Origin of the sequence: Microbacterium sp. MMO-35 (assembly GCF_037147555.1) — a bacterium.
Classification (GTDB): Bacteria; Actinomycetota; Actinomycetes; order Actinomycetales; family Microbacteriaceae; genus Microbacterium.
This window is the reverse complement of record NZ_JBBCVH010000004.1, coordinates 44134-57708: the sequence shown is the minus strand read 5'-3', so window position 1 is coordinate 57708 and position 13575 is coordinate 44134. Positions and strand designations below refer to the sequence as shown.

Genomic DNA, 13575 nt, shown 5'->3' with positions numbered 1-13575 from the left:
GCATGCGGATCCTCGTCACGGGCATCGGCGGACCGGCAGGGGCCGCCCTGGGCCGTCAGCTCCGCAGCCTCGGGCACTGGGTCGGCGGGACGGACCTCCGCGCGCTGGACGCGCCCGCCGCGGACGCGTTCCAGCGGGTGCTGCGGGCGGACGATCCCGGGTACCCGGAGCAGCTGGCGGAGCTGGCCGGGCGGTGGGGCGCCGATGCCGTGGTGCCCAGCGTGAGCGAGGAGCTCGTTCCGCTCGCCCGCGTAGCGGCGGCGTTCCCGGTGCCCCTCCTCCTCGGCGACGAGGCGGCCGTCCGCATCGCCGACGACAAGTACGCGACCGCCGAACGGCTCCGCGCCCACGGGGTGTCCGTGCCCGGCTTCCTGCTGCCGTCCCAGGCGGGCAGCGCCGCCGAGGCGGTCGAGCGCCTGGGCGGATCCGTCGTCATGAAGCCGCGGATCTCGCGCGGCGGCCGCGGCGTGCGGGTGATCGACGCGGAGCACGCTGCACGCGCCGACGCCGTCGAGGCGTGGCGCACCGCCACCGACGCGCTCGTCGTGCAGCGGTTCGCACCCGGCCCGGAGTTCGCGCCCGTGGTGTACTCCCCCGTGACGTCGCTCGGCTCCTCGCGCTGCGTCGTGCTGCGCAAACTCGCGCTGCGAGAGGGGCGCACCGGCAACGCCGTCGGGGTCACCCGGGTCGCGCCCGAGAGCGCAGAGGTCGGAGACCTGGCCGTGGCGGCGACGCACGCGCTGGGGCTCTCCGGCCCCGTCGACGTCGACGTCCGACTCCTGACGGACGGGACTCCGGCCGTCCTCGAGGTCAATGCGCGCTTCGGGGCGAACAGCGCCTCCGCGCCGGAGCTGCTCCGCGAGGCGCTGGTCGAACTCGCGCACCTGGCGGGGGCGCGATGATCGGCCTCGGCGCGCTCGAGCTCGGTGCGCAGGTCATCGGATCCGGCCTGCTGCTGATCGCCACGGCGAAGCTCGCCTACGTCCCGATCGCCTCCTGGTTCGAACTGCGCATCCGTCTCACCTCCGGGCGGCGAGCGCGCCTGGCGGCGGGCCCGCGTCCCGGATTCCGCGGGATCGCCCGGGCCGGCGACACGGAGGCCGCCCCTCGCCGCACCCTCGTGTACCCCGGGGATGCGATCGTCAGCGTGATCGTTCCCGCGTACAACGAGGAGGTCGTGCTCGACGCCTGCATCGCCTCGATCGTCCGGTCGGCATTCCCGCGTCTCGAGGTGATCATCGTCGACGACGGCTCGACGGACGGCACCTGGAGCATCGCCCGCGGGCTCGCGGAGCGGCATCCGTGCGTGCGCGCGGTCCGCCAGGACAACGCCGGAAAGGGTGCGGCGCTGAACCGCGGCATCCGGATGGCCGTCGGCGACATCCTGCTCTTCGTCGATGCCGACGGGCTGTTCGACCGGCACACCGTCGAATGGCTCATCGTCCCGTTCTCGGACCGCCGCGTCGGCGCCGTGTGCGGAGACGACAGGCCCTCCAACGCGGATCGCCCGCTCACCCGCATGCTCTCGATCCTCAGCCACGTGGGGACCGGGCTGGTGCGCCGGGCGCTCTCCCTCCTCGGCTGCCTGCCGATCGTGTCCGGCAACGTCGGAGCCTTCCGCGCCGAGGTCGTGAGATCCCTGGGCGGGTTCCACGAGCACACGCTCGGCGAGGACCTGGAACTCACCTGGCGCGTGCACGCCGCGGGCTTCAGGGTGCTGTTCGAACCTCGGGCGATCGTGTTCGCCGAGTCTCCGTCGACCGTGCGCGGCCTGTGGCGACAGCGGGTGCGGTGGGCACGCGGGCTCCTGCAGACGACCTGGATGCACCGCCGGATGATCGGCAGTCCTCGACACGGGATCTTCGGCGCCTACCTCGCCCTCAACACGCTCACGGCGATCGTCGGTCCGGTCCTTCAGCTCGGCCTGCTCCTCGTCCTCCTGCCGCTGGCGATCGGCGGTCGGCAGGCCGTCGGCCGGGACGCCTGGGCGGTGCTCGGATGGCTCGGGCTCGTCTCCACCGCCCTCGTCGTCGTCCTGGCGCTCGTCCTCAACGGCGCCTGGCGGGAACTCCGCAACGGCTGGACCGTCGTGCTCTGGCCCCTGTACTCGTGCCTGATGGGTCTCACCATGGTCTGGGCGATCCGGGACGAGCTGCGACGCGCCCCGCAGCGGTGGAACAAGCTCCATCGCACCGGGATCGTCGCCGGAGACGCGAGGCTCGCGGCGGCACACCCGACTCCGGGCCCCGCCCGCTCGCTGCCCTGATCCTCAGCGCGCCGCGTCCCGGGGCACCTCGGCGACGCCCCCGGCCGGCGCCCGCTCCCCGCCCCCGACACACCCCCGGCCGTCAGGCCGGGAAAGACCTTCACGTCAAGAAAGGAAGACACACATGAGACGACGACAGGAACGATCCGCGCTGTGGGCGCGCCTGGGAGGGGCCGCAGCGGTCGTCGCCGCGACGCTCGCCCTGGCGGCTCCGGCGGCGGCGGCGCCCCCGTACGCGACGACGGCCACGATCGATGACATCCGCTTCACGGAGTCGGCGGTCCCGGGAGGATCCTCGGCGGCGCTCGAGGCCGACTGGTCGCTGCCCGACGGCGCGCCGGGCCCCGCCGGGTTCGTCATCGACCTCCCCCAGGGACTCCAGGGTCTCCAGGACGCGTTCCCGCTGCTCTCCCCGAACGGCGAGGCCGCCGGTCACTGCACGGTGACGACGACCCGCCTGCAGTGCGATGTCGATGCCGGCTATGCGGCGACGCACCCGCGCAACCTCCACGGCACCGTGCGGTTCTGGGTCGACATCCGCACGGAGGTCACCTCGGACACGGTGATCGACTACGTCTTCGACCGGCTGACCGCGACCGTCACCGTCACCCCGCCCACCGGTCGGTGCGAGCAAGACTGCGCGTTCGAAGGACGCCGGAGCGGGAAATGGGGCGCCGAGGATCGCGGGAACGGTCTGATCCACTGGACGGTCGCCGTCGCCGCCCCGCGCGGCGGAATGGCGGGTGGCGAACGGATCGTCGTCACCGATCGCCCGGCCGGGAACCAGGCCCTGACGCTCGACGGGACGACCGGGACGGTGATGCAGTCGCACATCCTGGTGCGCAATCCCGACGGGTACGAATGGCCCGGTGATTGGCAGCCCAAGCCGGCCGCGGAGGTCGCCGTGTCGGCCGACGGATCGACGGTGTCGTTCGTCGCCCAGCGGGGCTACTACTACGAGGTCAAGTTCACGACCCGCGTGACCGGGACGCCGAGCGACAGCTACACGAACACGGCCACCGTCGCCATCGGCACCGAGCGCACGGACACCGTGGCAGCGACCGTCGTGCGCCACGGCGGGAGCGGCACCGGGACGGGCGACGGAGTGCCGCCGACCCCGACCGCCACCCCGACTCCGACCCCGAAACCGACCGTCACCCCGACCCCGAAACCGACCGTCACCCCGACCCCGAAACCGACCGTCACCCCGACGCCGAAACCGACCGTCACTCCGACGCCGACGGTCCCCCCGACGCCGACCGTCACGCCTGCACCGACCCCCACGGTCACGCCCTCGCCGACGGCCAGCCCGGTGGCGACCCCGCCCGGCGCAACGCCCCCGGCGCCGCCGTCCGCGGGCGCGCTCGCGAACACCGGAGGAGCGCTCGGGCTGGGCCCGCTGGGCCTCGCCGGCGCACTGCTGCTCGGCGGAGCGATCCTGTTGCGGGCACGACGGAGGCGGGGTCGTGACGGCGCTGAGACCGGCCCCTCCGAGCGCACGCTGAACTGAGCACGGCACGGGGGTTCGGAGGACTCCGAACCCCCGTGCCGCTAGCGCGCGCTGGCCGATGCGGCGGGCGTCTCCGACTCCGCGGGAGCCGGCTCCGGGAACAGAGCGGTGAGCAGCTGCCCCGTCCACTCGACCGGATCGGCCCGGTCCGCACCGGGCATCGGCACGACGAGGGCCTCTCCCCCGCCGACCAGCTTGGCCTGCGGGTAGAGACGCTGCAGGCGCACCTTCATCGAGTCCTCGAAACGGGCGGGCGCGACCCGGAGGTTCGACCCCATCGCCACCACGTCGGTGAGCCCGGCCCGCGCGGCACGACGCCGCAGCCGGGCGATCGCGACGAGACCCTCGACTTCGGCGGGCGGCGTGCCGTAGCGGTCGGTCAGCTCCTCGATCACGTGATCGATCGCGTCGTCGGCCGCGGTCGCGGTCGCCGCGCTCGACAGCTTCTGGTACGCCTCCAGGCGCAGCCGCTCGCTGTCGATGTAGGCGTCGGGGATCCGCGCGTCCACGGGAAGCTCGAGCCGCAGCTCGGCGCCGGTCTCGGTCTCCTCACCGCGGAACGTCGCCACCGCCTCGCCGATCATGCGCAGATAGAGGTCGAAGCCGACGCCCGCGATGTGCCCGGCCTGCTCCGCACCGAGGAGGTTGCCCGCCCCGCGCAGCTCCAGGTCCTTGAGCGCGACCTGCATGCCGGATCCGAGGTCGTTGTTCACCGCGATCGTCTGCAGCCGGTCGGCGGCGGTCTCGCTCAGCGGCTTCATGTCGTCGTACAGGAAGTACGCGTAGGCGCGCTCCCGCCCGCGGCCGACACGTCCGCGCAGCTGGTGCAGCTGGCTGAGGCCGTAGCGGTCGGCCCGGTCGATGATGATCGTGTTGGCGTTCGAGATGTCGAGGCCCGTCTCGATGATCGTGGTCGAGACGAGCACGTCGAACTTGCGCTCCCAGAAGTCGTCGACCACCTGCTCCAGCTGGTGCTCGCCCATCTGACCGTGCGCGACGGCGATGCGCGCCTCGGGCACGAGCTCGGCGAGCTCGCTCGCGACCCGCTGGATCGACTGCACGCGGTTGTGCACGTAGAAGACCTGACCCTCGCGGAGGATCTCGCGACGGATCGCCGCGGAGACCTGCTTGTCGCTCTTCGGCCCCACGAACGAGAGGATCGGGTGTCGGTCCTCGGGCGGCGTCTGCAGCGTGGACATCTCGCGGATTCCCGTCACCGCCATCTCGAGCGTGCGCGGGATCGGCGTCGCGCTCATGGCGAGGATGTCGACGTTCGTCTTCATCTTCTTGAGTGCGTCCTTGTGCTCGACGCCGAACCGCTGCTCCTCGTCGATGATCATGAGGCCCAGATCCTTGAACATCACCTGATCGGTGAGGATCCGGTGGGTTCCGATCACCATGTCGACGGATCCCTCCAGCAGGCCGTCGAGCGTGAGGCGCGCCTCCTTGTCGGTCTGGAACCGCGACAGCGGGCGCACCTTGACCGGGAAGCCCGCGAAGCGCTCCGAGAAGGTCTCGAGGTGCTGCTTGACGAGCAGCGTGGTCGGCACGAGCATCGCGACCTGCTTGCCATCCTGGATCGCCTTGAACGCGGCCCGCACCGCGACCTCGGTCTTGCCGAATCCCACGTCGCCGCTCAGCAGCCGGTCCATCGGGATGGGCCGCTCCATGTCGGCCTTGATCTCGTCGATGGTCTGCAGCTGATCGGGTGTCTCGGCGAACGGGAACGCCTCCTCGAGCTCGCGCTGCCACGGGGTGTCCTTCGCGAACGCGTAGCCCTTCGCGGCCATCCGCGCCGAGTACAGCTTCACGAGCTCGACGGCGATGTCGCGCACCGCCTTGCGCGCCTTGCCCTTCGCCGCGGCCCAGTCGCTCCCGCCCATCTTCGAGAGCGTCGGAGCCTCTCCGCCGACGTACTTCGAGAGCAGGTCGAGCTGGTCGGTCGGCACGTACAGCTTGTCGCCCGGATAGCCGCGCTTGGACGGCGCGTACTCCAGCACGAGGTAGTCGCGCGTGGTCTTGACGGCGTTGCGGCCGCCCGAGGACACCTCGCGCTGCGTCATCTCGACGAAGCGCGCGATGCCGTGCGTCTGGTGCACGACGAAGTCGCCGGCCTTGAGCTGCATCGGATCCACGACGTTCTTGCGCCGCGACGCGAGCTTCTTCACGACACGGGTGTCGCCGCCGATCGTGCGACCGTAGAACTCGTTCTCGGTGATGACCGCGATCCTGGCGCTCGCGATCTGGAATCCGGACTCGATGGATCCGGTGACGAGCGTCGCCACGCCGGGCTCGGGGCTGTCCGGGAGGGTCTCCACGACCCGCGCGGCGATGCCGCGGTCGGCGAGCACGTCGCGCGCGCGGTCGACCAGGCCCGCGCCCGACGACACCAGCACCACCCGCCATCCCTCCCCGACCCGGCCGGCGGTGAACTCGATCGCGCCATCGACGTTGCCGTGGAACGACGGGATGGGTGTGGCGCTCACGCCGTCGGCGCCCTGGTCGTGCGCTTCGTCGTCCGAGCCGGCGTCGAAGGCGCTCAGACGCCACCACACGCCGTGGCGGTCGTGCACGGCGGCGCGGAGGTCGCCGATCGAGAGGAAGTCGCCGGTCTGCAGGTCGATCGGCGCGGAGGCCCCCGCCGTCGCCGCGCTCCAGGCCGCGTCGAGGAACTCGCGGTTCGTCTCGCCGAGGCTGGCCGCGCGGGCGCCGGAGCGCTCCGGATCAACGAGCGCGACGGCCGCCTGCTCGGGCAGATAGTCCGCGAGCGGCACCACGGGCCCGGCGACCACGGGCAGGAGCGACTCCATGCCCTCGACCGGGATCCCCTCGGCCATCTTCTGCAGCATGCCCGCGATGCCCGGGAACGCGTCGACCAGGGCCGCCGCGCGCTCGCGCACCTCGGCCGTCAGCAGCAGCTCACGGCTCGCGGGCAGCGCCACCGTCGTGGGCGCGGCAGGGAGGGAACGCTGATCGGCCACCGAGAACAACCGGATCTGATCGACCTCGTCACCGAAGAACTCCACCCGGGACGGGTGCTCCGCGGTCGGCGGGAAGACGTCGAGGATGCCGCCGCGCACCGCGAACTCGCCGCGACGGGACACCATGTCCACCCGCGAGTAGGCGTGTTCGACGAGCGACGCGGCCACTCCGTCGAGGTCGTAGCCCCGCCCGCCCACCACGAGTTCGAGCGGTTCGACGTCCCCGAGTCCGGCTGCGACGGGCTGCAGCGCGGCACGCACCGAGGCGACGACGACGAGAGGGCGCTCCTGCGACCACACCCGCATCCGGCGCAGCACCTCCAGACGCCGCCCGACCGTGTCGGGGCTGGGGCTGAGCCGCTCGTGCGGGAGGGTCTCCCACGCGGGGAAGGACAGGATCTCGGCGCCCGGGAGGTACGAGCCCAGTGCCGCCGCCAGCGACTCCGCCCGGCGACCGGTCGGCGCGACCACGAGCAGCGCGGCGGGCTTCCCCGCCGCGGCACGGCGCTCGAGGAGCCCCGCGAGCATGGGGGCGTCCATGCCGGCGCTCGCCAGCAGGTCGGCGTCGGTCTGCGCCCAGCTCAGGGCGTCCCGGAACCCGGACGCCTCCTCTTCCAGAGCGCGGATGATCCCCTGCACAGTCACCGGAAGAGTCTACGGGCCGCCGCCGACACGGCGCCCCGGCGTCGCGGCGCGGACCCCGCCGTCGGGGGTGCCGAGCCTAGGATGAACGCGTGACCGATCCGCAGCAGTCCCGCCCTGTTCCGCCGCCCGTCGCGCCGGGCTATCCGACGCCGCCGGTCGCTCCTCCCGCGTATGCGCCGCAGCAGAGTGTCGCGCCGGTCTACCAGGCTCCGCCCGGGGCCTTCGCGGGTCCCGCCGGCGGGTACGCCGGCGCGCCCTACGCCCCGCCGGCGCAGCCCGCGCGCGGCTCGGGCCTGGGCCGTGTGGCGCTGCTGCTCGCCCTGCTCGCCGCCGTCGTGCTCACGATCGTCGGCGCCGTGCTCGCCTGGCAGATCGGCCAGGGCATCGGCTCGTCGACCGACCTCACGACTCTCGAGAACAGCGTGTCCGCGGAGGACCTGTCGATCTTCACGCCCGTGCGCGATCTGGTCCTGTGGGTCGAGATCACGTCGTGGGCCGCGACCGCGCTCGGGATCTGGGCGCTCGTGCAGGGGATTGTCGCGATCGCGAAGCGCCGCGGACGCGGACCCGGTATCGCCGCGGTCATCATCGCCGCGCTCGGCCCGATCGTGTACGTCGTCGTCGGCTACATCGCGTTCGTCATCGCGCTCGGCATCTCCGCGACCCAGCGCTGACGGCGTCGCCGCGCGCCATCCCGACGCGAGACTCCGCGGCATGCGGCTCAGCGCGGGGCGTGGTGCTTCTGCTGCGCGGCGAGCAGTCCCTCTTCGACCAGCTGCTCCACGGCGTCCGCCGCGTCGGCGACGAGGATCGGGAGGTTCGGACGCTCGGCGGCGCCGAACGGGGCGAGCACCCAGTCCGCGGGATCCTGCCGTCCCGGAGGCCGGCCGATCCCCACCCGCACGCGCGGGAAGTCGGGCGTGGTCAGCACCCGCGCGACATCGCGGATGCCGTTGTGCCCGCCGTGCCCGCCGCCGACCTTGAGCTTGATCGTGTCGAAGGGGATGTCGAGCTCGTCGTGCACGAGCACGACCCGCTCGGGGTCCACCGAGTAGAACCGGGCGAGCGCGCCCACCGGGGCGCCGGACACGTTCATGAAGCTGTTGGGCTTGGCGAGCACGAGCTTGTCGCCCCCCGGCCGCACCCAGGTCTCGATGACCCGGGCGCCGGCCTTGTGCTCGCGGAAGGATTCGCCGCGGCGCGCCGCGAGCTCGTCGACGACCATCTGCCCCACGTTGTGCCGGGTCGCGGCGTACTTCGGACCCGGGTTGCCGAGCCCCACCACCAGCCACGTCTGCGCCATGGATCCATCCTCCAGGAAGAGAGCAAGAAGGGGGCGCGAAAGAATCGCGCCCCCTTCTCGGAGTTCTAGGACCGGACGGTCACTCCGCCGTCTCGGACTCGATGGCGTCGGCCTCGAGGGCGTCGCCCTCGGCCTCGTCGAGCGAGTCGGCGACGGCCGCGGTGGAGACGCCCACGACCAGGGTCTCCGGGTCGGCGACCAGGGTCACGCCCTTCGGCAGGGTCACGTCGGCGGCGGTGATGCGCGCGCCGTCCTCGAGGCCCTCGACCGAGACCTCGACGTGCTCCGGGATGTGGGTGGCCTCGGCCTCGACCGACAGGTGCGTCGCGTCGAGGTTCGCGATCGTGCCCGCGAACGACTCGCCGACGAGGACGACGGGGAGGTCGATCGAGACCTTCTCGCCCTTCTTCACGACGAGGAGGTCGATGTGCTCGATGACCTGGTGCACCGGGTCCTTCTGCACGTCCTTCACCAGGGCGAGCTGGCCCTTGCCCTCGATGTCGAGGTCGAGCAGCGCGTTGGCGCGGCGGATGAGCAGGGCGACCTGGTGGCCCGGCAGTGCGACGTGCACCGGCTCGGTGCCGTGGCCGTAGAGGACGGCCGGGATCTGGCCCGCGGCGCGCAGGCGGCGGGCGAAGCCCTTGCCGAAGCTGGTGCGGAGCTCGGCGACAACCTTGTTGTCTTCGGTCATGATGTTCTCCTCGTTCACGCGCGGCGCAGATGCCGTGCGGTGGTCTGGGTGCGTCGTCTCGACACGACGGAAGGAGAGCCAGAGCTCACCGCGTCGATCACGGATGTGCGCGCACGCGCGCCATCCCTCGCCGAGGACCCCACCATGCTACCCGAGATCCGCGCGCGCCACTGACGATAGGCTGTACGGCATGACCGATGGTGTGTTCCTCTCCGAAGCGCTGGCCTGGCTGATCGGCCTCATGACCGTCGGCGCCGCCGTGCTCTGCTTCGGCGCACTGTTCTCGCTCGGCCGTTCCGGCTACCGCAAGGACTGACGACCTCGACGGAAGAACCGCGCCGCCCTTCCGGACGACGCGGTTCTTCTCGTGCATTCGGGCCCGTGGCCCCGGCCGGCTCAGCCCACGCCGAGATAGGCCTCCTTGACGGCCGGATCGGCGAGCAGCTCCTTGCCTGTACCGGTGCGGGTGATGGCGCCGGTCTCGAGCACGAAGGCGCGGTGCGCCCGGGCCAGCGCCTGGTTGGCGTTCTGCTCCACGAGCAGGACGGTCGTGCCCTGCGCGTTGATCTCCGTGATGATCTTGAAGATCTGCCGGATGAACTGCGGCGCGAGACCCATCGAGGGCTCGTCGAGCAGCAGCACGCGCGGCTGCGACATCAGCGCGCGCCCGATGGCGAGCATCTGCTGCTCGCCACCCGACATCGTGCCGCCGAGCTGCTTCTTGCGCTCGTCGAGGCGCGGAAACAGCGAGAACACGCGCTCGTAGGACTCGGCGACCCCCGACTTGTTCTTCAGGCCGAAGGTGCCCATGTCGAGGTTCTCCAGCACCGTCATGCCCGGGAAGATCCCGCGGCCCTCCGGCGACTGGGAGATCCCCTTGACCACGCGCAGGTGCGCCTTCATCTTGGTGATGTCCTGCCCATCGAAGGTGATGGATCCGCTCGACGGCTGGAGCAGCCCCGAGATCGTGCGCATCGTCGTCGTCTTCCCGGCGCCGTTGGCGCCGATCAGCGAGACGATCTCCCCCTCCTCCACGGCGAAGGAGATGTCGTGGATCGCCTTGATCCGCCCGTAGTGGACGGAGACGTCCTTCAGTTCAAGCAACGTCATCTTCGGGCACTCCCAGGTAGGCGGCGATCACGCGCGGGTCATCGCGGATGACTCCGGGCAGGTCGTCGGCGATCTTCTTGCCGAACTCGAGCACGACGATGCGGTCGGTGACCCCCATCACGAGCTTCATGTCGTGCTCGATGAGCAGCACGGTGTAGCCCTCGTCCCGGATGGACCGGATGAGCGCCATCAGGTCCTCCTTCTCGGCCGGGTTGAAGCCGGCGGCGGGCTCGTCGAGGCAGAGCAGCTTCGGATCGGTCGCGAGCGCGCGCGCGATCTCCAGACGCCGCTGCGATCCGTAGGACAGGTCCCGCGAGCGCTTCTGCGCGTGCTGGGCGATGCCGACGAAGTCGAGCAGCGCCATCGCCCGATCGACCGAGCTCTTCTCCTCCCGGACGTGCCGGGGAAGGCGCAGCAGCGCGCCCGGCACCGACGTGCGGTGGCGGGCGTCGAGCCCGACCACGACATTCTCCAGAGCGGTCATCTCACCGAAGAGGCGGATGTTCTGGAACGTCCGGGCGAAGCCGAGCCGGGTGATCTGGTGCTGTTTGCGCCCCTTCACGGACTGCCCCTCGAGCAGCACATCGCCGCTCGTCGGCTTGTAGACGCCCGTCATCGCGTTGAAGCAGGTCGTCTTGCCCGCGCCGTTCGGACCGATGAGGCCGAGGATCTCGCCGCGCCGGATGTCGAACGAGACGTCGTCCAGGGCGGTGAGCCCACCGAACTTGATCGTCAGGTTCTTCACCTCGACGAGCTTCTCGCCGACGGCGACGTCGATCTCGCGCTCGGACTCGGCGCCCTCGACGAGCGGCGGGTCCTGGATCGGGTCGGTCATGATGCGCCCCCTTCCGTGCTCGGGGTGGGTCGTGGCGGTGGTGAGGCGGGCGTCTTCGGCGGCGCCACCCACTCGAGGGCCTTGCGCGAGTACGCCATGAGCCGCATCTTCGCCGGGATCAGTCCCTTGGAGCGGTAGATCATCAGGATCACCAGGGCGACGCCGAAGATCAGGTACTTGTAGTCCGCGATCGCGGTGAACCGGAGCGGGATGTACGCGACGATCGCGCCACCGAGGATCGCGCCGACCTTGTTGCCGGTGCCGCCGAGGACGACCGCGGCGAGGAAGAGGATCGAGGTCTGCACGTCGAACTTCTGGTTGTTCACGAAGCCGACCTGCCCGGCGAAGAGCGCGCCGGAAAGGCCTCCCACGCTCGCACCGATCGCGAACGCCCACACCTTGTATCGGAAGGTGGGGACGCCCATGGTCTCCGCGGCGTCCTCATCCTCGCGGATCGCGATCCAGGCGCGACCGACGCGCGAGCGCTCCAGGTTGCCCGCGAGCAGCAGGATGATGATCAGGATCGTCACCGTCAGCCAGTACCACGGTGTGCCGTTGGAGTTGGCGAACAGGGGGATCCCGTTCGGGCCCTCGCCCGGTGGGCGCCCCACGTTCTGGAAGCCCACCTGCCCCTTCATCGCCGGGATGATCGTTGCGAGGATCCGCACGATCTCTCCGAAGCCGAGCGTCACGATGGCGAGATAGTCGCCCCGCAGCCGGAGCGTCGGGACTCCCAGCGTGATGCCGAAGATCATCGCCACGACCATCGCCAGCGGCAGGGTCCACAGGTAGGGGATCTTCAGGTACGGCGAATCCGGGCTGGTGAACATCGCCGCCGTGTAGGAGCCGACGGCGAAGAACGCCACGTAGCCGAGGTCGAGCAGGCCGGCGTAGCCGACGACGACGTTCAGGCCGACGGCGACGAGCGCGTAGACCGCCATCGCGAACAGCGCCAGCGGCCAGTCGTTGCCCGGCGCGGTGGTGAGCGGGAAGAAGTTCAGGAACGGGAGCGCGTATGCGATCGCGACCGGAATCAGCATCCACGCCCACTGCGCGGGACGGGACAGCTCGTTCCAGCGCTCGCGCATGCCGCGGAACGGACCGCGGCGCACGGTTGCGACCGACTCGGTCTCGATCGTCTCGCGGGCCGATTCCGCCGTGGGCAGCGGACGGGGGCCATCGGATGAGGTGCTCATGCCTTGCTCCTTCCGAGGGTGGTGCCGAGGATGCCGGTCGGTCGCACGAGCAGCACGAGGACCAGGATGACGAAGGCCACGACGTCGGCCCACTGCGCGTCGCCCAGCAGGATCTGTCCGTAGTTGCCGACGATGCCCAGCAGGATGCCGCCGAGCAGCGCCCCGCGGACGTTGCCGATGCCGCCGAGGACCGCCGCCGCGAACGCCTTGACGCCGAGGATGAACCCGCCGTTGTAGATGACGCCGGAGGGCACCAGCATCACGTAGAACAGTGCGGCGGCACCGGCCAGCAGACCACCGATGATGAAGGTGATCACGATGGTGCGCTCCTTCGAGACGCCCATCAGGGTGGCGGTGTCCGGATCCTGCGCGACGGCGCGGATCCCGCGACCGGTGCGGCTGCGCCGGATGAACATGTCGGTGCCGACCATGAGCAGCACCGCCGCGATGACGATGATGATCTGCTGGTTGGTGATGATCGTGCCGAAGACGTCGAACACCGGGGTCGGGATGAACATCGTGACCGCGGGCTGCGCGTTCGCCCCGCCGACGAAGGGCAGGAAGATCAGGTACTGGATCGCGAAGGAGACGCCGATCGCGGTGATCAGGAACGCGAGCCGGGGGGCGTTGCGTTTGCGCAAGGGTCTATACGCCACGCGTTCGACGATGAACGCCGTCGCGGCGGAGAAGACCATGCCGACCACGAGGGCGAGCAGGAGATCCATGATGATCGCGACAGGTCCGATGGTGGGCGCGCTCGGGCCGAAGCCGAGCATCGTCAGCGTCATGACGACGCCGTAGGCGCCGACGATGAACACTTCGGAGTGGGCGAAGTTGATCAGGCTCAGCACGCCGTAGACGAGGGTGTAACCCACGGCGATGAGCCCGTAGACGGCGCCGAAGGTGAGGCCGTCGAAGGTGGCGCTCCAGAAGTTCTGGAACAGGGCGTTGATGTCGAAGTTGATCCAGGAGGAGTCCGCATGAACGACGGACAGAGCGACGAGATCGAGCATTCAGGTTCGCTTCCGCAGAGTGGCG

General features: G+C 70.8%; 12 protein-coding genes. 5 read left to right on the top strand and 7 right to left on the bottom strand.

Annotated elements, in window-relative coordinates; genetic code table 11:
• The first annotated feature begins 2 nt into the window (after positions 1 to 2).
• From WFJ01_RS10020 to WFJ01_RS10010, 3 genes are all read left to right on the top strand, one after another.
• Positions 3 to 902 (top strand): ATP-grasp domain-containing protein, encoded by a 900-nt coding sequence (locus tag WFJ01_RS10020; protein WP_336629079.1) that lies wholly within the window; start codon positions 3 to 5, stop codon positions 900 to 902.
• On the top strand, positions 899 to 2266 hold the full coding sequence (locus WFJ01_RS10015) for a glycosyltransferase (protein ID WP_336628933.1): 1368 nt from the start codon (positions 899 to 901) through the stop codon (positions 2264 to 2266). The genes WFJ01_RS10020 and WFJ01_RS10015 overlap by 4 nt, the downstream gene beginning before the upstream one ends.
• A 124-nt stretch (positions 2267 to 2390) precedes the next feature.
• Positions 2391 to 3776 carry a collagen binding domain-containing protein gene (locus WFJ01_RS10010; protein ID WP_336628932.1) on the top strand — a complete coding sequence of 462 codons (1386 nt, stop codon included), beginning with the start codon at positions 2391 to 2393 and terminating at the stop codon, positions 3774 to 3776.
• A gap of 41 nt (positions 3777 to 3817) precedes the next feature.
• Here WFJ01_RS10010 and mfd read toward each other — a convergent pair whose 3' ends face one another.
• Positions 3818 to 7402, bottom strand: a complete 3585-nt coding sequence (gene mfd, locus WFJ01_RS10005) for a transcription-repair coupling factor (RefSeq protein ID WP_336628931.1) — start codon at positions 7400 to 7402, stop codon at positions 3818 to 3820.
• Between the two features lie 89 nt (positions 7403 to 7491).
• Between mfd and WFJ01_RS10000 the strand changes: the two genes are divergently transcribed.
• Positions 7492 to 8076, top strand: a complete 585-nt coding sequence (locus tag WFJ01_RS10000) for a hypothetical protein (RefSeq protein WP_292881441.1) — start codon at positions 7492 to 7494, stop codon at positions 8074 to 8076.
• 47 nt (positions 8077 to 8123) lie between these two features.
• Here WFJ01_RS10000 and pth read toward each other — a convergent pair whose 3' ends face one another.
• Positions 8124 to 8705 carry an aminoacyl-tRNA hydrolase gene (gene pth / locus WFJ01_RS09995; protein ID WP_336628930.1) on the bottom strand — a complete coding sequence of 194 codons (582 nt, stop codon included), beginning with the start codon at positions 8703 to 8705 and terminating at the stop codon, positions 8124 to 8126.
• 79 nt (positions 8706 to 8784) lie between these two features.
• Entirely contained in the window at positions 8785 to 9396 is a 612-nt protein-coding gene (locus WFJ01_RS09990; protein ID WP_336628929.1) for a 50S ribosomal protein L25/general stress protein Ctc, read from the bottom strand.
• A gap of 190 nt (positions 9397 to 9586) precedes the next feature.
• Between WFJ01_RS09990 and WFJ01_RS09985 the strand changes: the two genes are divergently transcribed.
• Positions 9587 to 9712 (top strand): hypothetical protein, encoded by a 126-nt coding sequence (locus WFJ01_RS09985; protein ID WP_285814267.1) that lies wholly within the window; start codon positions 9587 to 9589, stop codon positions 9710 to 9712.
• Between the two features lie 80 nt (positions 9713 to 9792).
• Here WFJ01_RS09985 and WFJ01_RS09980 read toward each other — a convergent pair whose 3' ends face one another.
• The 4 genes from WFJ01_RS09980 to WFJ01_RS09965 are packed head-to-tail and all read right to left on the bottom strand — an operon-like array spanning position 9793 to position 13550.
• The gene (locus tag WFJ01_RS09980; protein WP_251445205.1) at positions 9793 to 10506 is read right to left on the bottom strand and encodes an ABC transporter ATP-binding protein; all 714 of its coding nucleotides are present in this window, start codon (positions 10504 to 10506) and stop codon (positions 9793 to 9795) included.
• Positions 10493 to 11341, bottom strand: coding sequence for an ABC transporter ATP-binding protein (locus WFJ01_RS09975; RefSeq protein WP_251445208.1), 849 nt, complete (start codon positions 11339 to 11341; stop codon positions 10493 to 10495). Before WFJ01_RS09975 ends, WFJ01_RS09980 begins: the two co-directional genes overlap by 14 nt.
• Positions 11338 to 12537, bottom strand: a complete 1200-nt coding sequence (locus WFJ01_RS09970) for a branched-chain amino acid ABC transporter permease (RefSeq protein WP_251445211.1) — start codon at positions 12535 to 12537, stop codon at positions 11338 to 11340. Before WFJ01_RS09970 ends, WFJ01_RS09975 begins: the two co-directional genes overlap by 4 nt.
• Positions 12534 to 13550 carry a branched-chain amino acid ABC transporter permease gene (locus WFJ01_RS09965; RefSeq protein ID WP_251445214.1) on the bottom strand — a complete coding sequence of 339 codons (1017 nt, stop codon included), beginning with the start codon at positions 13548 to 13550 and terminating at the stop codon, positions 12534 to 12536. The genes WFJ01_RS09970 and WFJ01_RS09965 overlap by 4 nt, the downstream gene beginning before the upstream one ends.
• Positions 13551 to 13575 lie beyond the last annotated feature (25 nt).